Annotated in this window: 19 protein-coding genes; 13 read left to right on the forward strand and 6 right to left on the reverse strand. The window is 68.9% G+C overall.

What is annotated here, in order from left to right; genetic code table 11:
* Nucleotides 1-10: 10 nt before the first annotated feature.
* Complete coding sequence (locus tag HJG44_RS04915; protein WP_171217163.1) at nt 11-460, reverse strand: NUDIX hydrolase; 450 nt, start codon at nt 458-460, stop codon at nt 11-13.
* 222 nt (nt 461-682) lie between these two features.
* Here HJG44_RS04915 and HJG44_RS04920 point away from each other — a divergent pair, with 222 nt between their 5' ends.
* From HJG44_RS04920 to HJG44_RS04945, 6 genes are all read left to right on the forward strand, one after another.
* Complete coding sequence (locus HJG44_RS04920) at nt 683-1,048, forward strand: hypothetical protein (RefSeq protein WP_171217164.1); 366 nt, start codon at nt 683-685, stop codon at nt 1,046-1,048.
* A 2-nt stretch (nt 1,049-1,050) separates the two neighbouring features.
* Entirely contained in the window at nt 1,051-1,323 is a 273-nt protein-coding gene (locus HJG44_RS04925; protein ID WP_171217165.1) for a DUF5985 family protein, read from the forward strand.
* Nucleotide 1,324: 1 nt separating this feature from the next.
* Nucleotides 1,325-1,582 (forward strand): DUF5985 family protein, encoded by a 258-nt coding sequence (locus HJG44_RS04930; RefSeq protein WP_171217166.1) that lies wholly within the window; start codon nt 1,325-1,327, stop codon nt 1,580-1,582.
* 272 nt (nt 1,583-1,854) lie between these two features.
* Nucleotides 1,855-8,103: a hybrid sensor histidine kinase/response regulator gene (locus HJG44_RS04935; RefSeq protein WP_430395033.1), complete on the forward strand. Its 6,249-nt coding sequence runs from the start codon at nt 1,855-1,857 to the stop codon at nt 8,101-8,103.
* 19 nt (nt 8,104-8,122) lie between these two features.
* Nucleotides 8,123-10,261 (forward strand): response regulator, encoded by a 2,139-nt coding sequence (locus tag HJG44_RS04940; protein WP_346767088.1) that lies wholly within the window; start codon nt 8,123-8,125, stop codon nt 10,259-10,261.
* A gap of 238 nt (nt 10,262-10,499) precedes the next feature.
* A complete protein-coding gene (locus HJG44_RS04945) occupies nt 10,500-11,594 on the forward strand; it encodes an HD-GYP domain-containing protein (RefSeq protein WP_171217168.1) in 1,095 nt (364 codons plus the stop codon).
* 97 nt (nt 11,595-11,691) lie between these two features.
* Here the strand turns inward: HJG44_RS04945 and aat are convergent, their stop codons facing one another.
* On the reverse strand, nt 11,692-12,570 hold the full coding sequence (gene aat, locus HJG44_RS04950) for a leucyl/phenylalanyl-tRNA--protein transferase (protein WP_246736077.1): 879 nt from the start codon (nt 12,568-12,570) through the stop codon (nt 11,692-11,694).
* 195 nt (nt 12,571-12,765) lie between these two features.
* On the opposite strand from aat, the gene HJG44_RS04955 reads away from it, so the two are divergent.
* Nucleotides 12,766-13,398, forward strand: a complete 633-nt coding sequence (locus HJG44_RS04955) for a glutathione S-transferase family protein (protein ID WP_171217170.1) — start codon at nt 12,766-12,768, stop codon at nt 13,396-13,398.
* Between the two features lie 13 nt (nt 13,399-13,411).
* Here HJG44_RS04955 and HJG44_RS04960 read toward each other — a convergent pair whose 3' ends face one another.
* Nucleotides 13,412-14,152 (reverse strand): enoyl-CoA hydratase-related protein, encoded by a 741-nt coding sequence (locus tag HJG44_RS04960; RefSeq protein ID WP_171217171.1) that lies wholly within the window; start codon nt 14,150-14,152, stop codon nt 13,412-13,414.
* A 264-nt stretch (nt 14,153-14,416) separates the two neighbouring features.
* Nucleotides 14,417-15,367, reverse strand: coding sequence for a bifunctional Delta(1)-pyrroline-2-carboxylate/Delta(1)-piperideine-2-carboxylate reductase (gene lhpI, locus HJG44_RS04965; RefSeq protein ID WP_171217172.1), 951 nt, complete (start codon nt 15,365-15,367; stop codon nt 14,417-14,419).
* Between the two features lie 92 nt (nt 15,368-15,459).
* Between lhpI and HJG44_RS04970 the strand changes: the two genes are divergently transcribed.
* Complete coding sequence (locus HJG44_RS04970) at nt 15,460-16,644, forward strand: iron-containing alcohol dehydrogenase (protein WP_171217173.1); 1,185 nt, start codon at nt 15,460-15,462, stop codon at nt 16,642-16,644.
* Nucleotides 16,645-16,689: 45 nt separating this feature from the next.
* Here the strand turns inward: HJG44_RS04970 and HJG44_RS04975 are convergent, their stop codons facing one another.
* A complete protein-coding gene (locus HJG44_RS04975) occupies nt 16,690-17,340 on the reverse strand; it encodes a YjbE family putative metal transport protein (protein WP_171217174.1) in 651 nt (216 codons plus the stop codon).
* Nucleotides 17,341-17,684: 344 nt separating this feature from the next.
* On the opposite strand from HJG44_RS04975, the gene HJG44_RS04980 reads away from it, so the two are divergent.
* Genes HJG44_RS04980 through HJG44_RS04990 form a run of 3 tightly spaced genes read left to right on the forward strand, consistent with a single transcriptional unit; the run spans nt 17,685 to nt 20,754 of the window.
* On the forward strand, nt 17,685-18,671 hold the full coding sequence (locus tag HJG44_RS04980) for a Bug family tripartite tricarboxylate transporter substrate binding protein (RefSeq protein WP_246736018.1): 987 nt from the start codon (nt 17,685-17,687) through the stop codon (nt 18,669-18,671).
* 48 nt (nt 18,672-18,719) lie between these two features.
* Nucleotides 18,720-19,220: a tripartite tricarboxylate transporter TctB family protein gene (locus tag HJG44_RS04985; protein WP_171217175.1), complete on the forward strand. Its 501-nt coding sequence runs from the start codon at nt 18,720-18,722 to the stop codon at nt 19,218-19,220.
* Between the two features lie 13 nt (nt 19,221-19,233).
* Entirely contained in the window at nt 19,234-20,754 is a 1,521-nt protein-coding gene (locus HJG44_RS04990) for a tripartite tricarboxylate transporter permease (RefSeq protein WP_171217176.1), read from the forward strand.
* 11 nt (nt 20,755-20,765) lie between these two features.
* Here the strand turns inward: HJG44_RS04990 and HJG44_RS04995 are convergent, their stop codons facing one another.
* Entirely contained in the window at nt 20,766-22,748 is a 1,983-nt protein-coding gene (locus tag HJG44_RS04995; protein WP_171217177.1) for an AI-2E family transporter, read from the reverse strand.
* 104 nt (nt 22,749-22,852) lie between these two features.
* Here HJG44_RS04995 and HJG44_RS05000 point away from each other — a divergent pair, with 104 nt between their 5' ends.
* Both HJG44_RS05000 and HJG44_RS05005 read left to right on the forward strand, forming a co-directional pair.
* The gene (locus HJG44_RS05000; protein WP_171217178.1) at nt 22,853-24,061 is read left to right on the forward strand and encodes a PQQ-dependent sugar dehydrogenase; all 1,209 of its coding nucleotides are present in this window, start codon (nt 22,853-22,855) and stop codon (nt 24,059-24,061) included.
* A gap of 206 nt (nt 24,062-24,267) precedes the next feature.
* Nucleotides 24,268-24,906, forward strand: coding sequence for a glutathione S-transferase family protein (locus HJG44_RS05005; protein ID WP_171217179.1), 639 nt, complete (start codon nt 24,268-24,270; stop codon nt 24,904-24,906).
* Nucleotides 24,907-24,911: the final 5 nt, after the last annotated feature.

The raw sequence follows: 24,911 nt of genomic DNA on the forward strand, positions 1-24,911 counted from the left end.
GCGGGGTTTCTCAGGCGGCCTTCGACTCCGCTCCGCCCCGTGAGGCGACGGTCTCCTGCAAGCGGCCGATGAGGGCGGCGAGCCCGGGCTCCTGGACCGCCGCTGCGGCCTCTGCCGGTTCGAACCAGCGCGTCTCCCGCTGCTCGTATTCGGGCCAGCGCCGGCGCTGCCCGCTGACCTTGAGCGGGAAGACGTCCACCTGGCATTCGACCAGAGCCCCGTCCTTCAGCTTCTTTTCGTAACGGTAGGAGCCGATGGCGCGGTGCTGGATCTTTCCCTTCAGCCCCGCCTCCTCGAACGCCTCGCGCTCGGCCGTGCGGTGCGGTGCCTTGCCCTTCATCGGCCAGCCCTTCGGGATGACCCAGCGCCTCGTCTCGCGGGAGGTTGCGAGCAGGATTTCGAGGCCGCTCTCGGCGAACCGGAAGGGGAGGGCTCCGTATTGCGTGCGCGGCTTGGGCAAGGCTCTCTCGGTTGGGACGGCCCGGCATCACGAGTCCCACCGGGCGGACGGTCTCGCGAATCTCAATCATAACGCGAACCGGCCGAGAAGGATGCGGTCAACTCGGTACGATAACGACAGGCCGTCGGGGGTTGTCCGCCGTCACGTACCCCGGAAGAAGTTGCGGCATCCGCTTCTTTCCTCTAGCCCGCGGCGGGACGAGCAGATGGGTGCCGGGAGGGCGTGATCGAGAACGAGCTTCTCGAATTTGTCCGATTCTCGATCAGGTCGGTCTGGAATGTCGAACTCCTGCTCCATCTGCGGCGAACAGCAGGGCGGACCTGGGAGGCGGAGGAGCTCGTGCGCGAGCTCCGCGCAAGCGCCTCCGTCGTGAAGGACGGGCTGGAGGCGCTGCAGAAGGCCGGGCTCGTCGCCGCCGACGGCAACGGCGGCTGGCGCTACGCGCCGGCATCGGCCACCTTCGACCGCCTTACCGAGGAACTGGAAGCGCTCTATCGCGAGCGGCCGACCGCCGTCACGCAGGCACTCTTCGCCCGCACCGACAAGCTGCGGTCCTTCGCCGACGCATTCAGGCTCAGGAAGGACTGACGATGTCGGGCGCGAAGGCCGCGATCTACATTCTCTGCCTCCTGGCGAGCGCGGGCTGCGCGGCGCTCCTCGTCCGCAGCTATCGCCAGACCGGCACGCGCCTGCTCCTGTGGGCTGCGGGCTGCTTCATCCTGCTAGCCCTCAACAACCTGCTGGTCGTGCTCGACCTCCTCGTCATCCACAGCGTGGACCTGCTCGCGTATCGGCGGCTCACCTCGATCGCGGCCGTTTGCGTGCTGATCTTCGGCTTCATCTGGGAAACGGACGAGAGCTGACATGCTGGATTTCAGCTTCGGGGCCGTGGCGATGGGCCATCTGGTGGCCTGCGTCTTCTTCCTGAAGTTCTGGTCGCGCACGCGGGACGAGCTCTTCGCGGTCTTCGCGGCGGCGTTCGCGCTGTTCGCGCTGGAGCAGGTGCTTATCGCCTGGGCCGGCCTGCCGAAGGAGGAGCAGACGTGGTTCTATCTGCTGCGCCTCCTCGCCTTCCTCCTCATCATCGCGGCGGTCCTGCGCAAGAACCGGCGCTGGAGCTGACGTTCCGCCCGCGGCATCGAGGGCCCTCATCCGGCTCGTGCCCAGGTTGCGGAAGCCGGGTATAGATCGAGCGCCGGCCCCCGAGGCGACCGGCCCGGAGAGGGAACATGGATCAGCCGTCCGAACGCGCCGCCAACGGCGCGCTCCTGTCTGATGTCGCAGCGACGAGCCCTGTTCCCGGCGACGGGCAGGGCGCGGTATTGGCGAAGGGCGACGGCGGCCATCTCGACGGCAACGCGCATGCGATCGAGCTGCTCGAGGCGCTGCAGGCCATGCGGCTCGGCGATTTCTCCGTGCGCCTGCCCACGCATCATACCGGTCTCGCCGGTAAGATCGCGGATGCCTTCAACGATATCGTCGCCGCCAACGAGCGGATGGCCAAGGAGCTCGAGCATGTCGGCCAGGTCGTCGGCCGCGACGGCAAGACACGGACCCGCGTCCGGTTCGGCACCGCGAACGGCGCCTGGGCCGACATGGAGGAATCGGTCAACACCCTGATCGACGACCTGCTCTGGCCGACGACCGCCGTCACCCGCACCATCACGGCGGTGGCCAAGGGCGACCTTCTTCAGACGGTGCCGCTCGACGTCGACGGCCGCCCGCTCAAGGGCGAGTTCCTCCGCTCGGCCACGATCGTCAACACGATGATCAAGCAGCTCTCCGTCTTCACCTCCGAGGTGACGCGCGTCGCCCGCGAGGTGGGCACGGACGGCAAGCTGGGCGGCCAGGCCCAGGTCTCGGAGGTCACCGGGGTCTGGAAGGATCTCACCGAGTCCGTGAACTCGATGGCGTCCAACCTGACCGCGCAGGTCCGCAACATCGCGGACGTCACCATCGCGGTCGCGAACGGCGACCTGTCGAAGAAGATCACCGTCGATGTGCGCGGCGAGATCCTGCAGCTCAAGGAGGCCATCAACACGATGGTCGACCAGCTCCGCTCCTTCGCGTCGGAGGTGACGCGCGTCGCGCGCGAGGTGGGCACGGAGGGCAAGCTCGGCGGCCAGGCGATCGTGCCCGGCGTCGCCGGGACCTGGAAGGACCTCACCGATTCCGTGAACGCGATGTGCGGCAACCTGACCGCGCAGGTCCGCAACATCGCCCAGGTGACGACCGCGGTCGCGCGCGGCGACCTCTCGCGCAAGATCACCGTGGACGTCTCGGGCGAGATCCTGGAGCTGAAGGAGACCATCAACACGATGGTCGACCAGCTGAACTCCTTCGCGTCGGAGGTGACGCGCGTCGCGCGCGAGGTTGGAACCGAGGGCAAGCTCGGCGGCCAGGCGCAAGTTCCCGGTGTTGCGGGAACCTGGAAGGACCTGACCGACAACGTCAACTCGATGGCCTCGAACCTGACCGCGCAGGTCCGCAACATCGCCGAGGTGACCACGGCCGTCGCGAACGGCAACCTGTCCAAGAAGATCACCGTCAGCGTCTCGGGCGAGATCCTGGAGCTGAAGGAGACCATCAACACGATGGTCGACCAGCTCAACGCCTTCGCGGGCGAGGTGACGCGCGTCGCGCGCGAGGTCGGCACCGAGGGGCGGCTCGGCGGCCAGGCCAACGTGCTCGGGGTCGGCGGCACCTGGAAGGACCTCACCGATTCGGTGAATTCCATGGCCGGGAACCTGACCGCGCAGGTCCGCAACATCGCCGAGGTCTCGACCGCGATCGCCAACGGCGATCTCTCCAAGAAGATCACCGTCAACGTCTCCGGCGAGATCCTGGAGCTGAAGGAGACCATCAACACGATGGTCGATCAGCTCAACGCCTTTGCGGGCGAGGTGACGCGCGTCGCGCGCGAGGTCGGCACCGAGGGCAAGCTCGGCGGCCAGGCGCAGCTCAAGGGCGTGGCCGGGACCTGGAAGGACCTCACCGATTCGGTGAACTCCATGGCCTCGAACCTGACCGGCCAGGTGCGCAACATCGCCGAGGTCGCGACCGCGGTGGCCAATGGCGACCTGTCGAAGAAGATCACCGTGGACGTGCGCGGCGAGATCCTGGAGCTGAAGGAGACCATCAACACGATGGTCGACCAGCTCCGGTCCTTCGCGGGCGAGGTGACGCGCGTCGCCCGCGAGGTCGGCACGGAAGGCCGTCTCGGCGGGCAGGCGCAGGTGCCGGGCGTCGCGGGGACCTGGAAGGACCTGACGGACTCGGTCAACTCGATGGCCGGCAACCTGACGGCGCAGGTCCGCAACATCGCCGAGGTCGCGACGGCGATCGCGAACGGCGACCTGTCGCGGAAGATCACCGTGGACGTGCGCGGCGAGATCCTTCAGCTGAAGGAGACGCTGAACACGATGGTGGACCAGCTCAACCGCTTCGCCTCGGAGGTGACGCGCGTCGCGCGCGAGGTCGGCACGGAAGGCAAGCTCGGCGGCCAGGCGCAGGTGCCGGGTGTCGCGGGCACCTGGAAGGACCTGACCGAGAACGTCAATTCGATGGCGTCCAACCTGACGGGCCAGGTGCGCAACATCGCCGAGGTGACGACCGCGGTGGCGCGCGGGGACCTGTCGCGCAAGATCACCGTCGACGTGAAGGGCGAGATCCTGGAGCTGAAGAACACCATCAACACGATGGTGGACCAGCTCAACGCCTTCGCGGGCGAGGTCACGCGCGTCGCGCGCGAGGTCGGCACGGAGGGCAAGCTCGGCGGCCAGGCGCAGGTGCCGGGTGTCGCGGGCACCTGGAAGGACCTCACGGACAACGTCAACTCGATGGCCGGCAACCTGACCGACCAGGTCCGCAACATCGCCGAGGTCGCGACCGCCATCGCGGGCGGCGACCTGTCGCGCAAGATCACGGTCGACGTGCGCGGCGAGATCCTGCTCCTCAAGGAGACGCTGAACACGATGGTGGATCAGCTCCGCTCCTTCGCAGGCGAGGTGACGCGGGTCGCGCGCGAGGTCGGTACCGATGGGCGCCTCGGCGGCCAGGCCGTGGTGCCGGGCGTCGCCGGCACCTGGAAGGATCTCACGGACAACGTGAACCTGCTCGCCGCGAACCTGACGACGCAGGTGCGCAACATCGCCGAGGTCACGACCGCGGTCGCGCGCGGCGATCTCTCGCGCAAGATCACCGTGGAGGTGAAGGGCGAGGTGCTGGAGCTGAAGAACACCATCAACACTATGGTGGACCAACTGAACTCCTTCGCGTCCGAGGTGACGCGCGTCGCCAAGGAGGTGGGCACGGAGGGCAAGCTCGGCGGCCAGGCGCAGGTGCCGGGGGTCGCGGGCACCTGGAAGGATCTGACCGATACCGTGAACGTCATGGCCGCGAACCTGACCGAGCAGGTGCGCGGCATCGTGAAGGTCGTCACCGCCGTCGCGAACGGGGATCTCAAGCAGAACCTGACGGTCGCGTCCAAGGGCGAGGTCGCGGCGCTCGCCGAGACCATCAACAACATGACGGACACGCTCGCGACCTTCGCAGACCAGGTGACGACGGTCGCGCGCGAGGTGGGCGTCGAGGGCCGCCTCGGCGGTCAGGCCGTCGTGCCGGGTGCCTCCGGCACCTGGAGGGACCTCACCGACAACGTGAACCTCCTGGCGGCGAACCTGACCACCCAGGTGCGCGCCATCGCCGAGGTCGCCACCGCCGTGACCAAGGGCGACCTGACGCGCTCGATCCAGGTCGAGGCGCGCGGCGAGGTGGCCGAGCTCAAGGACAACATCAACACGATGATCGGCAATCTCCGTCTCACGACGGAGCAGAACACGGAGCAGGACTGGCTCAAGACCAACCTCGCCCGGTTCACCAACATGCTGCAGGGGCAGCGCGATCTTGCCACCGTCGGCCGAATGCTGCTCTCGGAGCTTGCGCCGCTGGTCGAGGCGCAGCATGGCGTCATCTACCAGGTCGATACCGGCGAAGGTGCCCCCACCGGGCTCAAGCTGCTCTCGGCCTATGCGGATGACGGGCTGACGGGCCATCCCGAGCGGCTCGCCATGGGCGAGGGCCTCATCGGCCAGTGCGCGCGCGATGCCCGCCGCATGCTCATCACGGAGATGCCGCCGAACGTGGTGCCGATCGGGTCCGGCCTGTTCAAGGCCGTGCCGCGCGACGCGATCGTGCTGCCCGTGCTCTTCGAGGGGCAGGTCAAGGCCGTCATCGAGCTCGCCTCGCTCGGGCATTTCACCGACCTGCAGATGTCCTTCCTGGAGCAGCTCACGACTTCCATCGGCATCGTGCTGAACTCGATCGAGGCCACGATGCAGACGGAAGGGCTGCTGACGCAGTCGCAGCAGCTCGCGGCCGAGCTCCAGGCGCAGCAGCGCGAACTGCAGCAGACGAACGAGCAGCTGGAGCAGAAGGCGCAGCAGCTCGCCGAGCGCAACGTGGAGGTGGAGGCGAAGAACCAGGAGATCGAGCAGGCCCGCCGCGCGCTCGAGGAGCAGGCTGCGGAGCTCGCCCTCACGTCCAAGTACAAGTCGGAGTTCCTGGCCAATATGAGCCACGAGCTGCGCACGCCGTTGAACTCGATCCTCATCCTCGGCCAGCAGCTCAGCGACAACCCGGACGGGAACCTCACGCCGAAGCAGGTGGAGTTCGCGCGCACGATCCACGGCGCGGGCACCGACCTGCTCAATCTCATCACCGACATCCTCGACCTGTCGAAGATCGAGTCGGGAACGGTATCGGTCGAGGCGGAGGAGATCTATTTCTCCAACCTGCTCGAGGTGATGGCGCGTCCCTTCCGGCACGAGGCGGAGAGCCGCCATCTCTCCTTCGAGGTCAGGACGGCGCCGAACCTGGAGCGCAGCATCTTCACGGACGCCAAGCGCCTTCAGCAGATCCTCAAGAACCTCCTGTCCAACGCCTTCAAGTTCACGGCGGAAGGAGGCGTCACGCTCAGCGTCTCGCCGGCCGCGAGCGGCTGGAGCCCGGACCATCCGGTGCTCAAGCACGCGCCGTCCGTCGTCGCCTTCGAGGTGTCCGATACCGGTATCGGCATCCCGCCCGAGAAGCAGAAGATCATCTTCGAGGCCTTCCAGCAGGCGGATGCCGGAACCAGCCGGAAATATGGCGGTACGGGTCTCGGCCTCGCCATCAGCCGCGAGCTCGCCGGGCTGCTCGGCGGCGAGATCCAGCTCCGGAGCACGCCCGGTCTCGGCTCGACCTTCACGCTTTATCTGCCGCTCGCCTATGTCGGCTCGCCCTCGATGCCGCGGCCGGCTCAGACCCGCTCGGCTCCGGCCGGGGTTGATCCGGCCGAGCCGCGCCCGGCCGCGGCCACCTCCGCGCCCTGGGCCGTGGCGGCGCTCGCGAAGGCCGCGGGCGCGAAGCTCGCCGATTCCCCGTCCGGACTGGACGAGATTCCGGACGACCGGACCAGGATCGAGCCCGGGGACAACGTGCTCCTCATCGTCGAGGACGACCCGCACTACGCCCGCGTCATGATCGACCTCGCCCATGACAACGGGCTCAAGGTGCTCGTCGCCCGCCGCGGCGCCGATGCGCTGGCGCTCGCGCGCGAGTTCCGGCCGACCGCCGTTTCCCTCGACGTCTTCCTGCCCGACATGATGGGCTGGACGGTGCTCAGCCAGCTCAAGCAGGACCCGACCACCCGGCACATCCCGGTCCAGATCGTCACCATCGACGAGGATCGGCAGCACGGGCTCGCCCGCGGCGCCTTCTCGTTCATGTCGAAGCCGACGACCGCGGAAGGGCTGGAAAGTGCGCTCGCCCGCATCAAGAACTTCGCGCAGCCGCGCCGCCGCCGCCTTCTCGTGGTGGAGGACAATGCGGCCGAGCGGCTGAGCGTCACCGAGCTCCTCGGGCACGGCGACATCGACATCCGGACGGCGGAGACCGGCGAGGAGGCGCTTCAGGCGCTCCGCGAGGAGCCGGCGGACTGCGTCGTGCTGGACCTCAAGCTGCCGGACATGTCCGGCTTCGAGGTGCTGGAGCGGATCCGGGACGATGCGACGCTTGCCGACGTCCCGGTCGTGGTGTTCACCGGCCGCGAGCTCTCGCCGGAGGAGGACGCCCAGCTCCACATGCTCGCGAGCAGCGTCGTCGTGAAGGGCGTCGAGTCCCCCGAGCGCCTGCTCGACGAGACCGCGCTGTTCCTCCATCGCGTCGTCTCGGACCTCCCGGTCGAGAAGCAGCGCATGATCGAGCGCCTGCATTCGTCGGACGAGGATCTCGTCGGCCGCACCGTGCTGCTCGTGGACGACGACGCCCGCAACATCTTCGCGCTGTCCAGCGTTCTGGAGCGTCGCGGCATGAAGGTGCTGACCGCGACCACCGGCAGCGAGGCGATCTCGATCATCGAGTCGCGGTCGGAAGTGGCCATCGTGCTGATGGACATCATGATGCCCGGGATGGATGGCTACGAGACGATGCAGGCGATCCGGGCCAACCCGTCTTTCCGACGGCTTCCCATCATCGCGCTGACCGCCAAGGCCATGAAGGGCGATCGGGAGAAGTGCCTGGAGGCCGGGGCGTCCGACTATCTCGCCAAGCCGGTCAACACGGAGCAACTCCTCAGCGCGCTCCGCATGTGGCTGCACCGCTAAGGGTCCGGAGACGCGCATCGTGCCCATCCAGGACCTCGATGATCGGGTGAATATCCTGCTCGTCGACGACCAGCCGGCGAAGCTTCTCAGCTACGAGGTGATCCTCTCGGAACTGGGCGAGAACCTGATCAAGGCGAACTCGGCCCGGGAGGCGCTGGAACTCCTCCTGAAGACCGAGGTCGCGGTCATCCTGCTCGACGTCTCGATGCCCGAGCTCGACGGCTTCGAGCTCGCGACGATGATCCGGGAGCATCCGCGCTTCCAGAAGACCGCGATCATCTTCGTCTCGGCCATCCAGATCACGGAGCTCGACAGCCTGCGCGGCTACGAGGCTGGCGCGGTCGACTACGTACCGGTCCCGGTCGTGCCGGAGGTGCTGCGCGCCAAGGTCCGTATCTTCGCCGAGCTCTACCGCAAGACGCGGCAGCTCGAGCGGCTGAATGCGGAGCTGGAACAGCGCGTCGCCGAAAGGACCGCCGCACTCGAGGCTTCCGCTGCGCGCCTCCAGGAGAGCGAGCGCCGCCGCAACCTCGCGATGGCGGCGGGCCGGATGGGGTCCTGGGAGTGGGACTTCGCGACCGATCGCTATATCTGGGACGAAGGCCAGTACCGCATCTTCGGGGTCGACCCCGCGAGCTTCGTTCCGACCGAGGCGGCCGTCGATGCGCTCATCCACCCGGAGGATCTGGATGCCGTGCGGGAGGCGGCCAGGAATGCGGCGGCGACGGGCGAGTATTACGATCGGGAATTCCGGATCTGCCGTCCCGACGGAAGCCTGCGCTGGTGCCTGGCGAGCGGTGCGGCGACGCTCGACGAGCGCGGGCGCCCGATCCGCCTTTCGGGCATTCTGCACGACATAACGGAACGCAAGCGCGCCGAGCAGGCGCTGCAGCTGCTCAACGAGGAGCTGGAGCATCGCATCGAGGAGCGCACGCGGGAGCGCGAGATGGCGCTCGCCCAGCTCTTCGAGGCGCAGAAGATCGACACGATCGGTCAGCTCACCGGCGGCGTCGCGCACGACTTCAACAACCTGCTCATGGCCGTGCTCGGCAGCCTCGAACTGCTCAAGAAGCGCATCCCGGCGGAAGATGCGCGCTCGCACCGGCTCCTCGACAATGCCGTCCAGGGCGCCGAGCGCGGCGCCGCGCTCACGCAGCGCCTTCTCGCTTTCGCCCGCCGGCAGGAGCTGAAGCCCGAAACGGTGGACGTCGCCAAGCTCATCGGCGGCATGGAGGACCTGCTCGCCCGCGCGCTCGGGCCTGCGGTGATGCTGGGCAAGCACCTGCCGAAGGACCTCGCGCCGGTCCGCGTCGATGCGAACCAGCTCGAGCTCGCGATCCTGAACCTGGCCGTGAATGCGAGGGACGCGATGCCGCTCGGCGGCTCCCTTTCAATCCTTGGCCGGGAGGAGCGCATCCCGTCTGAAGACGCGACCGCGCCGCGCGAACTGCCGCCCGGGCCCTATGTGCGGCTCGAGGTGGTGGATACCGGGCTCGGTATGGACGAGGCGACGCTCGCGCGCGCGACCGAGCCGTTCTTCACCACGAAGGGTCCAGGCAAGGGAACGGGGCTCGGCCTCTCGATGGTGCAGGGCCTGGCGGTCCAGTCCGGCGGCGCCATGACGGTCAGGAGCGAGCCAGGGAAGGGAACCACCATCGCGCTGTGGCTGCCGCAGGCCGAGCGCGCCGAGGCCAAGGCGGAGGCGCCGGAACTCGGCGCCGCGGCGGCCCTCGATGGAACGCCCGATGCCGGGCCGGAGCTGACGGTGCTCGTCGTGGACGACGACATGCTGGTCGCGGCCGGGACGGCCGCGATGCTCGAGGATCTCGGCCACCGGGTGATCGAAGCCAATTCCGGCTCGCACGCGCTCGATGCCTTGCGCCGGCACGAGCATGCGATCGACGTGGTCATCACCGACCATGCCATGCCCGGGATGACGGGGCTCGAGCTCGTGCAGCGGATCCGGGCAAGCTACCCGTCGCTGCCGGTGATCCTGGCCAGCGGCTATGCCGAGATCGAGGACGCAGCCGAGTATGGAGCGCTGCCGCGGCTCGCCAAACCCTTTCGGCAGGCCGAGCTTGCCGCAGCTATCGCCGTCGCGAGCGGCCGTGCCGCCGGCCGGGACGGGAACATCGTGCCGTTCCAGCTGCCCGCGTGACGGCCGGAGCTGATCGTCGCGCTCGCCAGGCCGTCGCCGAGCCGGCGGGAAAGATGTCGTATGCGGCTTCGATCTCGTCCGGCTTCAGACCTGCTCCGACGGGCGAGCCACATCCCGCCAAGGTTTGGTGAAGGCGATCGGGTGAATTGTCGGCGGGGGATGAGCCGATCGGTCAGACGGGCCATGCGAGAACGCGTCCGAACGCACGGAGGGCCGTGCCTGGAGACGAGAGTTCGGCATGATTGCGGCCGAAGCACAGGACCGAACCCGCATCCTGCTTCTCGTGTTCGAGCGGCCGGAGGCCAGCCAGGGCTTGGCGCGTCTGCTCGCCAATATCGCGATGGTGCGCGCGGTGCATGTCTCGGAGCTCGAGCGGCACCGTGCCGTCCCGGCCGTGGCGGTCGTCTGCGACTTCAACGTGAATTCCGGGCGGAGCTTCCGGGCCGTCCAGGCGGAGCTTGCCCGGCCGGAATACAGGCACGTCCCGCGCATGGTCGTGATGGACAAGGGCAAGGCGCTGGGCATCGTCGAAGCCGGGGCGCTCGGCGTGACGGGCACGATCTCGCGCCCGTTCGACGCCGAAGCGATCCTCGGCCGCTTCCGCAGCCTGTTCGCCTCGAGCTTCGAGAGGGACATAGCGGAGCTCGACGGGCCGCTGCGCAGCGGGGTCTCCTCCGCCCATTCGGTCGTGGCCAAGATGTTCGAGCGCCTGCCCGCCGGAGACCGCATCACGCTCGACGACATCGCCGTCCAGGAAGAGCCTACGATCGAGGCGCTCCGGGAAGCGAGCCTGCGCGGCTGGCTCGATGCCGTCCGGCGGCACCACTCCCAGAGCTACCGCCATTGCCTTTCGGTGACCGGGGTCGCGGTGTCCTTCGCCCAGCATCTCGGGATGAGCCATGCGGACCAGCGGCGGGTCGCTCGCGCCGCGATCATGCACGACGTCGGCAAGACGCATCTCCCGCTCACGATCCTCGACAAGCCGGGCTCGCTCACGGAGGATGAGATCGCGCTGGTGCGCGAGCATCCGCGGCTCGGCTTCAGGTCGCTGATCGAGACGGGAGAGCAGTTCGCCCGCGACACGCTCCAGGTCGTCCTGCATCACCACGAGATGCTGGACGGGTCCGGCTATCCGCACGGGCTTGCGGGGCGGGAGATCCCCGATCTCGTCCGTATCGTCACCGTCGCCGACGTGTTCTCCGCGATGATCGAGGATCGGCCCTACAGGCGGCCCATGTCGCGTGCGAAAGCCTACGAGGCCCTGCTCGGGATGGAAGGCCGGCTCGACCCCGACCTTGTGCAGGCGTTCCGGCCGGTAGCCCTCCACAACTGAGCCCGGGGGCGCCAGGGCATCGGGACGGCGTAGGCCCGGCGCTTCACGGACGCAACACGAGAAACCAATCCCCGCTCGGGTGTGGCCCGGCCTGGCCTCAGCGCAGCTCCGCCTCGGCCGCATGCGGGTCGAGCTCGGCGCGCCAGCGCCCGACGGAGATCACCTCCCGTGACGCCTTCAGGACGGCGAGGTACTCGCTCCGCGGAATGTCGCGGAAGCCCATCCGGGCCACGTTCTCCGTCATGAGCTTGTTGTCGAGCAGTGCGAAGCCCCAGCGGGCGAGATGGCGGGCGAGCACCGCAAAGCCGATCTTGGAGGCGTTGGGCTCCCGCGCGAACTGCGACTCGATCACGAAGACCCCGCAGGTCGCGACGCCGTATCCCCCGCCGATCAGCCGCCCCTCGCGGTCCCAGACCTCGAAGGAATGCGCGTGGCCCGCGTCGAACAGCTCGGAGAAGGCCCGCATAATGGTGGGCGTGATCCAGGTGAGCGGCGTCTTGCCCTCGCGCGGCTCGGCGCAGGCCGTGATGACGCTCTCGAAATCGCGGTCGAAGGTCACCGAGACGCGGTTCTGGCGCATGTGGCTGCGCAGCCGCTTGGACAGGTGGAGCTCCTCCACCGGCACCACGCAGCGCTGCGGCGGGGACCACCATTTCACCGGGCCGACATGGCAGAAGGGGAAGAGGCCGCGCCCATAGGCTTCAACTAGCGTCGCCACCGACAGCTCGTCCGCAAAGCCGGCGAAGCCGTAGGGGATGTCCGCCGCCTTCTCCGGATCGGGCAGGCCCGGCTCGGCCGCGAGGAGATGGGCGAGCCAGCGCCAGCCGAGCGTCGGCAGCCCGCCGATCCGCTCCGGTTTCGCCGCCCAGGCGAAGCCGAGCGCAAGCCGGCGCAACCTCTCGGACGGGCTTTCCCGGAAGAGAGCGGCGCGTCGCGACCGGGCGTCCTGCTGCGGCAGGGATCCCTCCAGGGCCATCGCGCTCACTCGTCCACTCCCTCGCCTGCCCGCTTCGGACAAGTTGAGCTTCATTGTGCCAAGTCTCCGCAAACCCGGCCTGAAGATGTCGATTCAAGGTTTATGGATCCGGGGCGGGCGCCGTTGCGGGCGAGCCGTGCTTGCCAAGGGCCGCCCGGCCCGACAACAAGATCGTGCCGGGGAACGGGGATGCGCATGGCCGAGGAACTCGTCTTCTACACCAACCCGATGTCGCGCGGGCGCATCGTGCGCTGGATGCTGGAGGAGGTCGGGGAGCCCTACCGGACGGAAGTCGTGGACTATGCCGCGATGAAGGATCCCGGCTACCTCGCGATCAATCCGATGGGGAAGGTTCCGGCGATCGTCCATGGCGGGACCGTGGTGACCGAAGCCGCCGCCATCTGCGCCTATCTGGCCGATGCCTTCCCTCGGGCCGGTCTCGCGCCCCCGCCGGCCTCGCGCGAGCGAGGCCCCTATTTCCGCTGGCTCTTCTTCGCGGCGGGGCCGCTCGAGGCGGCCGTGACGAACAGGGCGCTCGGCTTCGAGCTGCCGCCCGGCCGCGAGAAGATGGCCGGCTACGGCAGCTATGCGGACGTCATGGACACGCTCGAGGGCGCCCTGTCCGGCCGCGACTACATTGCCGGCGACCGGTTCACGGCCGCCGACCTCTATGTCGGCGCGCATCTCTCCTGGGGCATGATGTTCGGCACGATCGAGAAGCGCGCCGCCTTCGAAAGCTACTGGGCCCGCCTGGCGGAGCGTCCGGCGCATCGTCGGGCGGACGAGATCGACGATGCGCTGATACCGCCGCAGGGGCCGGCCTCCTGAGGCGGCGCAGGCGTCACTGACCGGAGAAGACGGGTTCTCGCTTCTCCAGGAAGGCTCGGATGCCCTCCTGGTAGTCGTGGCTCCCCACCGCCCGGAAGGGTTCGTCCTCGTCGAGCATCCGGATGCCAGGGGCGGCAAGTGCCGTCAGGGCAGCCTTGTGCCAGCGCACCGCGCGGGGCGGACCTTCGACGATGCGGGCGACCGTCGCGCTGACCTCCGCGTTCAGCTCGCTCGCCGGGACCACACGCGTGAGGAGACCTTTCTCGAAGGATTCCCGCCCGTCATAGGCCCGGCCTTCGAGCACGAGCTCCATCGCGGTCGCGAGACCGACGATCTCCAGGACGATCCGCAGATAGGGTGCGGGGATCAGATGGGCCGTCCGGCTCGCGCCCATGCCGAGGCGCGAGCTTCGGGTTCCGATGCGCAGGTCGCAAAGGAGCGCCAGGCCGAGGCCGCTGCCGAGGCAATAGCCCTCGATCTGCGCCACGACCGGATGCGGGCAGGCCCGAAGAGCGTCGAACATCCCGCTCGCCCGAGCCTCGTAGCGTCGCGCCTCGTCCGGCGTCGCGCGCTTCTCCGCGAATTCCCGCAGATCCGCCCCGACGCTGAAGGCGCGGGGCTCGCCCGAGCGCAGGATCACGCATCGCAAGGTCTCGTCGGCCGACACGGTCCGGAACGCGGCTGCGAGCGCGTCGGCCGTCTCCAGATCGATCGCGTTCAGCCCGTCCGGCCGCGTGAGGGTGATCGCGGCCACGCGCGCCCGAATCTCCGTCCGCACAACCCCCGCACTCATCCGCGACCCCTCGGGCTCGGACCCGATACCCTGTCGTTATCTCTTCCCGATTATCCTTCCATTCTGCCCGGATTCAACAACAAACACAACAAATTCGTGCTGTGTGGGTTGTTTTTGTACCCGGACGGGTTGTTGGCCTTGCTGTATTGCAACTGCGAGGCAAGATGAGCAGGATCGTTTTTCGATATTTGATATCTTTTGTACGAGGTTCCGAGACGTATTCGTCTATGTACGGTTGCGACCTTGGGCGGCCTGATAAGCCAGGATTGCCGCCGCAAGATCTTCCGCGGCCGCGCCGGTCGATTTGAACAGCGTGATCTCGTCGGGAGAGCTCCGGCCCGCATGGCGCCCCCCGCACAAGGCCGGCAGGTCGGCGAGGATGTCGCCTTCGGCGATCACGCCCGTCCGCAGCGGGACCACGATGTCGCCGGCCTCCTTCAGGGCGCCTTCGGTGTCGATGAACACGCGAGCGCGCCGGATCGCCTCGTCGTCGACCTCCCGCATGGCGGGCGTGAAGCCGCCAATCAGATCGAGATGCGTTCCCGGGCGGAGCCAGGCCCCGTTGACGAGCGGCTCGCGGGAGAGCGTGGCGCAGCTCACGATGTCGGCCTCCGCGACCGCTCCGGCGAGATCGGCCGTCGCACGGGATTCGAATCCGTCCCGAGCCAGCCGCTCGGCAAGGGATCGGGCCTTCACGACGTCGCGTCCCCACACGGTCACCTCTCGGACAGGCCGCACGGCCGCATGCGACTGGGCGAGATGGGCCGCGAGCTGTCCCGTGCCGACGATGAGGAGCCGCGCTGCATCCGGCCGGGCGAGATATCGCGCGGCGAGGGAGGAGGCGGCCACCGTTCGCCGCGTCGTGAGCTCGCCGCCATCCATCGTGGCGAGGAGCTCCCCCGTCCGGCCCGAGAACAGCAGGTAGATGGATTGCACGGCAGGGAGCCCGACCGCGCCGTTGTCGGGAAAGACGTTGGCGACCTTCGCCCCGACGAACTGTCCTGGCACCCAGGCCGGCATCAGGAGAAGCGTCGCGTCGGCGCCGCCGGGCACCTCGACCGTGTGGTGATGGCGGACCGGCGCCTCGCAGCCATCCCGGAAAATCGCCTCGATGGCGCCGATGAGCGAGGCGCGGTCGAGCAGGCGGGCAAGATCGGCGGCGGTGAGCGTGAGCAAGGGCGGTCGGTCCGGAAAGGCGGGACAGCTTAGCAGCCGAGCTCCCGCAGGCTAGAACCGGGGCGATAGCGAAGTCATGTCGGGACGGAAACATGAAGCCCTTCACCTTCCAGACCTCCCCCAACATCCTGTTCGAGCCGGGAGCAGCCCGGAAGGTCGCCGAGATCGTGACCGGGTTCGGCGCAGGCCGGGTGATGCTGGTCACGGACCGCGGCGTGCGAGGGGCAGGGCTGACGCAGGGAGCCGAGGCGGCGCTCTCGGCCGCGGGCGCCAGCGTCACGGTCTTCGAGGAGGTGGTCGCCGACCCGCCCTCGGAGATCGTCGAGCGCGCCGCCGCGCTCGCCCGGCAGGGCCGCGTGGAACTAGTCCTCTCCATCGGCGGCGGGAGCGCGCTCGATACGGCAAAGCTCGTCGCCTATCTCGCCGTGAACGACGAGCCGCTCGACGGGATCTACGGGGTGGGTCTCGCGAAGGGCCGGCGGCTTCCCCTCGTCCTCGTGCCGACGACCGCGGGCACCGGCTCGGAGGTCACGCCCATCGCGATCGTCACGACGCCGACCACGGAGAAGAATGGCGTCGTCGCGCCTCGCCTCCTGCCGGACTGGGCGATCCTCGATCCGGAGCTGACGCTGGGCCTGCCGGCGCATGTGACCGCCGCGACCGGCATCGACGCCATGGTTCACGCGATCGAGGCCTATACGAGCCGCCACAGGAAGAACCCGATCTCGGACCAGCTCGCGCGCCAAGCCGTGGCGCTGCTCGCCGCGAACATCCGGACGGCGTGCCGCCAGGGCGGAGACCTGGAGGCGCGCTCCGCCATGCTGCTCGGTTCGATGCTGGCCGGCATGGCCTTCGCCAACGCCCCCGTCGCGGCCGTGCATGCGCTCGCTTATCCGATCGGCGCGATCTTCCACGTGCCGCACGGGCTCTCGAACGCGCTCGTCCTGATGGGCGTGATGCGCTTCAACCTCGCTTCGCCCGAAGCCGAAGCGGCCTATGCCGAACTCGCGCCGATCCTCGATCCGGGCGCGTCCCGGCTGCCGCGGCCCGAGGCGGCGGCGCGCTTCGTCGAAAGCCTGGCGGCCATCTGCCGGGACTGCGGCGTGCCGGCCTCGCTCGCCGAGGTCGGCGTGCGCGAGGCGGACCTGCCGCGGCTGGCCGAGGACGCGATGAAGCAGACGCGCCTGCTCGTGAACAATCCGCGAGAGGTGACCTACGCGGATGCCTTTGCGATCTATTCGGAGGCGCTGGACGGAAAGCTCCGCCGCGCCGGCTGAGGCGAAGCGGCCCCGGGCGGCTCCTCGCCGGGGCCGCCGTCCCGGCTAGATCCCTGCCGCGCGGGCGAGGTGCGGCCAGACCTCGACGGCGCCGCGATAGATCATCTCGATCGCGACATAGAGGATGATCGCGAGGCCGACATAGGCGATCCAGCGGTGGCGGTTCAGAAGCCGCGCGATGAAGGTCGCCGCGATGCCCATGAGCGCGATGGAGAGCGCGAGGCCGAAGACGAGGATGATGGGATGCTCGCGCGCCGCGCCCGCCACCGCGAGCACGTTGTCGAGCGACATGGAGACGTCGGCGACGACGATCTGCCAAGCGGCCTGCGCGAAGGTCTTGCGCGGCTGGCCGGCCGCCGCCGCTTCGGTCGGTACGCCATGCTCGTCGAGCTCCTCGCCCTCGTGGCCGCCGCTGCGCAGCTCGCGCCACATCTTCCAGCAAACCCAGAGCAGCAGGACGCCGCCGGCGAAGAGGAGCCCCACGATCTGGAGGAGCTGCGTGGTCACCGCCGCGAAGGCGATGCGAAGCAGGGTCGCGGCAATGATGCCGATCAGGATCGCCTTCTTGCGCTGCTCGATGGGCAGCCCGGCGGCCGCAAGGCCGATGACGATCGCGTTGTCCCCAGCGAGAACCAGGTCGATCATGATGACCTGGAGCAAGGCGGTCAGCGCCTCCGCAGTCAGTAACTCGTTCACAGCCCCTCCCGTGCCAGTTGAGCGCGCCTCGCGCCTGGGTCGAACATTGCCCGCCGTCAAGGCCGCCGCGTCCGCCCCGCCACCTGCGAGCGCACGCCAGCCCGCCCGAAGGCGTCTCCGCCGCAACGAGCACCGCGTCACATGGTTGCAGCACGCGCATTCGTCGAGATCACCGTCCGGCCTGTGATGCTGCCACTTACAAAGTTCAGGCCTGGGCGCGGCGGATCGGCAACACTCGGGACCGCAGTAGAAGTGAGGGCCACACTGTCCAGCGAAAGTGTATATTGAATTCAGATTGGTGCCATGCGAGTTTTCGAGCCAAGCACGATTATCGGGAGAAGCGCATGCGCAGGGCGTTCTGGACGATGGCGGCCGCGGCGGCCGTGATCAGCGGCACGGCGGCGGCCGCCTGGGAGCCGAGCCGTCCGATCGAGATCATCGTCCCGTTCCCGCCGGGCGGTTCCTCCGACCAGATGGCGCGGACCATCCAGGCGGCGATCCAGAAGAACAACCTGGTCAAGCAACCCATCATCATCCTCAACAAGCCGGCCGCCGCCGGCGGCGAGGCCATGATGGAGATCCAGAAATCGGCCGGCGACCCCCACAAGCTCATCACCACGTCGAGCGGCATCTACATGACCCCGCTCGCCACCAAGCTTCCGGTGAACTGGCGCGACTTCACGCCGGTCGCGATGCTCGCGCAGGACGACTTCGTCCTCTGGGTGAACGCGCAGAAGCCCTACAGGACGGCCAAGGATTTCATCGAGGCGGCCAAAAGCGCGAGCCCGCCGCTCAAGACCGGCGGCAACGGCTCCAAGCGCGAGGACAACCTCCTCTCCGTCTATATGGAGCAGCAGGCCGGGATAAAGCTCACCTACATCCCCTATCAGGGCGGCGGCCCGGCCTCCGTGCAGCTCGCCGGCGGGCATATCGAGGCCAACATGAACAATCCGGCCGAGGAGGTCGCCAATTGGCGCGCCGGGAGCTCGCGGCCGCTCTGCGTCTTCGCCAACAAGCGCATGAGCTACACGGCCAAGATCGCCGGCGACATGTCCTGGGCGGACATCCCGCCCTGCCCGGAGCAGGGGCTGAACGTCACCTACCAGATGCTGCGCGGCATGTTCATGCCGGGCAAGGTCACGGCCGAGCAGCAGCTCTTCTACGTCGATCTGTTCAAGAAGATCGTCGAGACGCCCGAATGGAAGGAATATCTGGAGCGCAACGCGCTCGTGCCCGACTTCCGGTCCGGTCCGGACTTCGTGAAGTTCCTCGAGGAGGACGAGGCCCGGCACAAGGACCTGATGACCAAGGCCGGCTTCATCGCCAACTGATCGGCGCGGCCGGGCGCCCCCGACCGTCTCCTCTGTCCGGATATCGCAATGTCGGTTGATGCCCTGCCGAGTGCCGAGCGCGGCCTCTCGCGCCGGCTGGTCGAGATCGTCGTCGCCCTGGCTCTGATGGGGCTCGCGGGCCTCGTGCTCTGGGACAGCTACGGCCGCGGCGCGGGCTGGGAGGGCGGTCCGCAGAACGGCTATTTCCCTGCCCGGGTGGGCTGGCTGCTGATGATCGCCGCCGCCTTCGCGCTGATCTCGGCCGTGAGGGCGCGGCGGCGCGAGATCTTCGTCACCTGGGAGCAGCTCCGGCAGGTCGCGCGCGTCTTCGTCCCGCTCCTGCTCTTCGTGCTCGGCGTCGCGTATCTGGGGATCTACATCTCCTCGCTGCTCTTCATGGCGCTCTTCATGCTGACGGTCGGCTCCTTCCGCCTCTGGACGGTCGCGGCGGCAAGCGTCCTCGTGCCGCTGGTCATCTTCTGGGTCTTCGAGATCCAGTTCCTCGTGCCGCTCCCGAAGAGCCCCTTCGTGGCGACGCTCGGCTTCTGACGGATCGACGCCCTTGGACGACCTTCAGCAACTGCTTCTCGGCTTCCAGGTCGCGCTGACCTGGCAGAACGTCGCCTTCATGATCGTGGGCGTGCTGCTCGGGATCGTGGTGGGCGTGCTGCCGGGGCTCGGCGGGCCGAACGGCGTGGCGATCCTCCTGCCGCTGACCTTCGGCATGGACCCGACCTCGGCGATCATCCTCCTGTCCTCGATCTATTGGGGCGCGCTGTTCGGCGGCGCCATCACGTCCGTGCTCTTCAACATCCCGGGCGAGGCCTGGTCGGTCGCCACCACCTTCGACGGCTATCCGATGGCCGTGCAGGGGAGGGCGGCCGAGGCGCTGACGGCCGCCTTCACGGCCTCCTTCATCGGGGCGCTCGCGGGCGTGCTCCTCATCACCTTCGTAGCCCCGCTCGTCGCCAAGTTCGCGCTGCGCTTCGGCCCGGCGGAGTTCTTCGGCGTCTTCTTCCTCACCTTCTGCTCCTTCGTGGGCATGGGAAAGGAGAACAAGGCGAAGATCGTGGCGTCGCTCTCGATCGGCTTTCTCCTCGCGGCCGTCGGGCTCGACACGATCTCGGGCGACCTGCGCATGACCTTCGGCCAGACGGAGCTGATGAAGGGCTTCGACTTCCTGGTGGTGGTGATCGGGCTGTTCGGCGTCTCCGAGATCCTGCTGACCATCGAGGAGGGCCTGCACTTCAAGGGCAAGCGCGCGGCGATCGACCTCAAGGTGGTGCTGAAGACCTGGGCCCGCCTCCCGGCCTACTGGGCGACGCTGCTCCGCTCGTCCGTGGTGGGCATGTGGATGGGCGTCACGCCGGGCGGCGCGATCGCCGCCTCCTTCATGGGCTACGGCCTGGCCAAGCGCTTCTCGCGCCGGCGCGAGAATTTCGGCAAGGGCGAGATCGAGGGCGTGCTGGCGCCGGAAACCGCGGCGCATGCGGCCGGGACCTCGGCGCTCCTGCCGATGCTGGCGCTCGGCATCCCGGGCTCGGCGACCGCGGCCGTGCTGCTCGGCGGCCTCCTCATCTGGGGCCTTCAGCCCGGCCCGCTCCTCTTCGTGGAGAAGAAGGAATTCGTCTGGGGCCTGATCGCATCCATGTATCTCGGCAACGTCGCGGGGCTTCTGATCGTGCTCGCCACCGTGCCGGTCTTCGCCTCCATCATGCGCATCCCCTTCGCGCTCGTCGCGCCGATCATCCTGATCGTCTGCGCGATCGGCGCCTATACGGTCGAGGGCTCGCGGTTCGACATCTGGCTGATGCTGGTCTTCGGCTTCGTGGGCTACGTCTTCAAGAAGATCGAGTACCCGCTCGCGCCCCTCGTCCTCGCGCTCGTGCTCGGCGACCGGGCGGAGGACGCCTTCCGGCAGGCCATCCTCGGCTCGGGGGGCGATCTCTCGGTGTTCTTCTCCAACGGTCTCGTCTCGACCCTGATGATCCTGGCCGTGCTGCTGCTGTTCTGGGGCCCGATCACCGACCTGTTCGGGCGCGTTCGCGGCCGCCGCCGGCTCGATCCCCGCCTCGCCGAATAGCCCGCCGCTCCTCAGGCCATCTCAACCGCCGGGGCGGGAGCCTGGATGGGCTCCGCCGAAGCGGCCGCGTCGGCGGCCTCCATGCAGATGCGCAAGGCCTCCCGCAGGCTGACGACGTAATGGTCCGCCCCGACCTGGCTCCGCAAGGCGGCGTCGGTCAGGATCGCATCCTCCCGCGGCCACAGCCCGACGAGGAGCGGCGCACGGGGCAGCTTCTGCCGGAGGCGGCGCAGCAGGTAGCGCAGATGCGCCGGGCTGCCGCTGATCTCCAGATACGAGATGCAGACCATCGTCACGCCCGTGGTGTCGAGGCGCCGGATGTTGTCGCGCGACACCGCTTCGTGCGGGACCACGCGCGCCCCGAGCCCATGCTTGCGCAGGAGCTGCGCCAGCATCGCGGCCGCACCTTCGTCCAGGGTGCCCCGCCCAGCGATGCAGAGGATCGCGCCGTCCTGCCGCCATTGCGGCGGAAAGCGCTCCTCGGCCGTGCGCTCGTCCTGTTCGAGCGGCGGCTCGGCCGGGATCTCGCGCTCGCGGCGCGGCGGGGCGACCGGAGCCGCATCCGCTTCCTCGGACGGGGGCGACACGTCCTCCTGGTCCTCCAGGTCCTCGACGAGATCCCTGATCGCGCCCCGGATCGTCTCGAGCTGCGGCCGGGTCAGCACGCCCCGGGTCGCGTCGTTGGCGGCGAGCTGGAGCCCCTTGAGCGCGACCTCGTCGTAATAGGCCGAGAGCGAGCGCTCCTTGAGCAGGAGCTCGGCATGTTCCAGCGCCTCGTCGGAATCGCCTGCGAGCATGCGCTGGTAGAAGCTTTCGACCGGCGTCAGCGCCGGCCTGTCCCCGAAGAGCACGTCGAGGAATTCAAGCCGCTCGACGTGGCGGCCGAGCACCACGAGCACCACCGTGAAGGGGGTGGAGAGGAGGAGGCCGATCGGCCCCCAGAGCCATGTCCAGAAGATGGCCGAGATGATCACCGCGAAGGGCGAGAGCCCGGTCGAATGGCCGTAGACCATCGGCTCGACCACGTGGCCCATCAGCGGCTCGGTCACGGCGAAAAGGGCCAGCGTCCAGAGCGCCATGGACCAGCCGCTCGGGTCGACCGCCGCGGCGAGCGCGATGGGAAAGACGGCCGAGACAAGCGCCCCGATATAGGGCACGAACCGCATCAGCCCCGAGAAGACGCCCCAGAGGATCGGGCTCGGCACCCCGATGGCCCACAGCCCGAGGCCGATGACGACCCCGAAGGCCGTGTTCAGCGCGAGCTGCGTCAGGAAATAGCGCGAGAGCCGGCGCGCGGCATCGTCCATGGCCACCGTGGTGCGGTGCAGGTCCTGCGAGCCGAAGAGCCGGATGAGGCGGTCGCGCAGATCCTCCCGCTGGAGCAGAATGAAGATCGCGACGATCAGCACGATGCCCGCGGTCGCGAGCGGATGGACGACCGGACCCAGCACGCGCTGGGCGATCTCGACGGGGGTCGCGGCGCGCTCCTTCACCTCCACGGGGAGCGGCGGCGGGGCGGCCTCGCCGGTGGCGCTCGGCGTGGCGGGCGACGCGGGCGGCTGCTCGTTCGTCGCCTGCTCGATCTGGCGGCCGACGCGCCGGATCAGGTCGTTCACACGTCCGAGCGTGACGTCGCGCAGGTGGTCGACCTTGCTCGTGATCGTCGCCTGGTAGCGCGGCACGTCCTCGGCGAGCTGCGCCACCTGCAAGCCGATGATTCCGCCGGCGGCCACCATCAGGGTGAGGGCGAAGAGGACGGCCAGCACGACGGCCGGCGCGCGCGGCACGTGGATGCGCCGCAGGAGGCTCACCAGGGGCGCCAGCACGAAGCTGAGCAGGATCGCGAGCACGATCGGGATGAAGACGTCGCGGCCGATATAGAGCGCGGCGACGATCACGACGCCGACGACGACGGTCATCAGACCGGACAGGCCCGGAACTTCCGCCGGCGCGACGCGAGTCTCGGCAGGTGGCGTCGGCACGGCGCCCGGCATAACGATCACATCCCGTACGCGGCCACGCTTGCTGCCGCAGCGGTGGAACGCGACCGAGCCTCGTTGGTTCGCCGCAGAACCGGACGCAGCGGAAGAGAGACGGCATGAGGATCACGATTGCGGCGCTGGCGGCTTCGCTCGCGACCTTCTCCGGTGCGCCCATCGCGGCCCAGACGGCCGAAACCCGGGAGCCGAACGCCCCGAACCAGAGGCCGGCCTTTGCCGGCCAGACCCGGGCGCCGCTCCCCGACGGGCCGATCGCGGTCGCGACCGCGACGGTCGCGGAGGGCATCCAGGGCGGCTGGGCCTTCGAGTTCATGCCCGACGGGCGGATGATCGTGACCGAGAAGGCCGGGCGGCTCCGGATCGTCGGACGGAACGGCCGGCCGGGCGGTCCGGTGGCCGGGGTGCCGGCGGTGGATTCGCGCGGGCAGGGCGGACTGCTCGACGTGGCGCTGAGCCCCCGCTTCGCCGAGGATCGGCTGGTCTACCTGTCCTTCACCGAGCCTCGGCAGGGCGGCGGCAACGGCACGAGCGTCGCCCGGGGGAGGCTCGTCGAGGAGGGCGCGCAGCCGCGGCTGGAGAAGCTGGAGGTGATCTTCCGGCAGGTGCCGGCCTGGGACAACAACATGCATTTCGGCTCCCGCCTGGTCTTCGCGCCGGACGGCAAGCTCTTCGTCACGGTCGGCGAGCGCTCCGACCGCGAGCCGCGCGTCCAGGCGCAGTCCCTTTCGAGCGGGCTCGGCAAGGTGTTCCGCATCAACCCGGACGGCAGCGTCCCGCCCGACAACCCCTTCGTGGGCCGTGAAGGCGCCCAGGGCGCGATCTGGTCCTTCGGCCACCGCAACGTGCAGGCGGCGACGCTGGACGGGGCCGGCCGGCTCTGGATCGTGGAGCACGGGCCGCGCGGCGGCGACGAGCTGAACCGCCCCGAGGCGGGGAAGAATTACGGCTGGCCGGAGGTGACCTACGGGCTCGAATATAGCGGGCAGTCGGTCGGGGGCGGGGTCACGCAGCGGGACGGGACGGAGCAGCCGGTCTATTACTGGGACCCGGTGATCGCGCCCTCCGGCATGGCATCCTACGAAGGCGACCTGTTCCTGGGCTGGCGCGGCGCGCTTCTCGTCGGCGGGCTCGTCAGCCAGGGGATCGTGGTGCTGCGAATGGCGGGGGATCGCGTGGCGAGCGAGGAGCGCATCCCCCTCGGCGCCCGCATCCGCGACGTCAGGGTCGGGCCGGACGGCGCCGTCTACGCGATGACCGAGACGCGCGGCGGCGGCGCCTCGCGGATCCTCCGCCTCTCGCCGAAGTAGCGGCGGGTCGCTCGTCCGCGATTGCGCAGGATCGGCCGCATCGGAGCCGCCGGGGCAGGAACCGTTCCCCATAGGCGTCCTGCAGGGTCGCCCGTACCGTGAGGCAGGGGCTTGACGAGCAGCGCCTGAAACCATCGTCCGGGAGGGTCGACACAAGCTCGCCGGGCTGCTTGGAAATCTGGCACGTCCAGGAGTGACCCGCGACCATGAAGCTCTACTACTCCCCCGGCGCCTGCTCGCTCGCGCCGCATATCGCTCTGGAGGAGGCGGCGGCGGATTACGAGCCGGTGCTCGTGAAGCTGGCCGAAGGGGCGCAGCGGCAGCCTGACTACCTCGCCATCAACCCGAAAGGGCGCGTGCCTGCGCTCGCCGACGACGGCTTCGTGGTGACCGAGAACCCCGCCGTCTTGCGCTACATCGCCAGGAAGTTCCCGACCGCTTCGCTGTGGCCGGACGACCCGCGCGACGAGGCACGCTGCGTGGAATGGCTCGGCTGGTGCGCCTCGACCATCCACGTCGCCTATGCGCATGTCCGCCGTCCGGAGCGCTATGCCGCGAGCGACGCCGCCAAGGCTGACGTCGTCGAGAAGGCGCGCGAGACCTGCCGGGACGTCTGGGGCCAGGTGGAGAAGCGGCTCGCGGCCTCCTCGTCCGACTGGGCCGCCGGTGGCGAGTATTCGGTCGCAGACCCGTATGTGTTCCTGTTCTGGACATGGGGCCGGGGACCGGCGCTCGGCTTCGACATGGCGCGCGATTTCCCAGCCTGGACGGCCCACGCCACGCGGATGGGCGAGCGGCCGGCCGTGCAGCGCGCACTGGAGCGGGAAGGCATTGCGCTGCCCTGAATGGC

The sequence above is a fragment of the Enterovirga aerilata genome (genome assembly GCF_013044135.1).
Classification (GTDB): domain Bacteria; phylum Pseudomonadota; class Alphaproteobacteria; order Rhizobiales; family Beijerinckiaceae; genus Enterovirga; species Enterovirga aerilata.

Excerpts from the sequence above, each read along its gene's own strand:
- HJG44_RS04935 (WP_430395033.1), top strand. The coding sequence starts at position 1,855 with ATGCGGCTCGGCGATTTCTCCGTGCGCCTGCCCACGCATCATACCGGT.
- HJG44_RS04985 (WP_171217175.1), top strand. The coding sequence starts at position 18,720 with ATGTCGGTTGATGCCCTGCCGAGTGCCGAGCGCGGCCTCTCGCGCCGG.
- HJG44_RS05000 (WP_171217178.1), top strand. The coding sequence starts at position 22,853 with ATGAGGATCACGATTGCGGCGCTGGCGGCTTCGCTCGCGACCTTCTCC.
- HJG44_RS05005 (WP_171217179.1), top strand. The coding sequence starts at position 24,268 with ATGAAGCTCTACTACTCCCCCGGCGCCTGCTCGCTCGCGCCGCATATC.
- HJG44_RS04970 (WP_171217173.1), top strand. The coding sequence starts at position 15,460 with ATGAAGCCCTTCACCTTCCAGACCTCCCCCAACATCCTGTTCGAGCCG.
- aat (WP_246736077.1), bottom strand. The coding sequence starts at position 12,570 with ATGGCCCTGGAGGGATCCCTGCCGCAGCAGGACGCCCGGTCGCGACGC.
- HJG44_RS04945 (WP_171217168.1), top strand. The coding sequence starts at position 10,500 with ATGATTGCGGCCGAAGCACAGGACCGAACCCGCATCCTGCTTCTCGTG.
- HJG44_RS04980 (WP_246736018.1), top strand. The coding sequence starts at position 17,685 with ATGCGCAGGGCGTTCTGGACGATGGCGGCCGCGGCGGCCGTGATCAGC.
- HJG44_RS04995 (WP_171217177.1), bottom strand. The coding sequence starts at position 22,748 with ATGCCGGGCGCCGTGCCGACGCCACCTGCCGAGACTCGCGTCGCGCCG.
- HJG44_RS04930 (WP_171217166.1), top strand. The coding sequence starts at position 1,325 with ATGCTGGATTTCAGCTTCGGGGCCGTGGCGATGGGCCATCTGGTGGCC.
- HJG44_RS04955 (WP_171217170.1), top strand. The coding sequence starts at position 12,766 with ATGGCCGAGGAACTCGTCTTCTACACCAACCCGATGTCGCGCGGGCGC.
- HJG44_RS04925 (WP_171217165.1), top strand. The coding sequence starts at position 1,051 with ATGTCGGGCGCGAAGGCCGCGATCTACATTCTCTGCCTCCTGGCGAGC.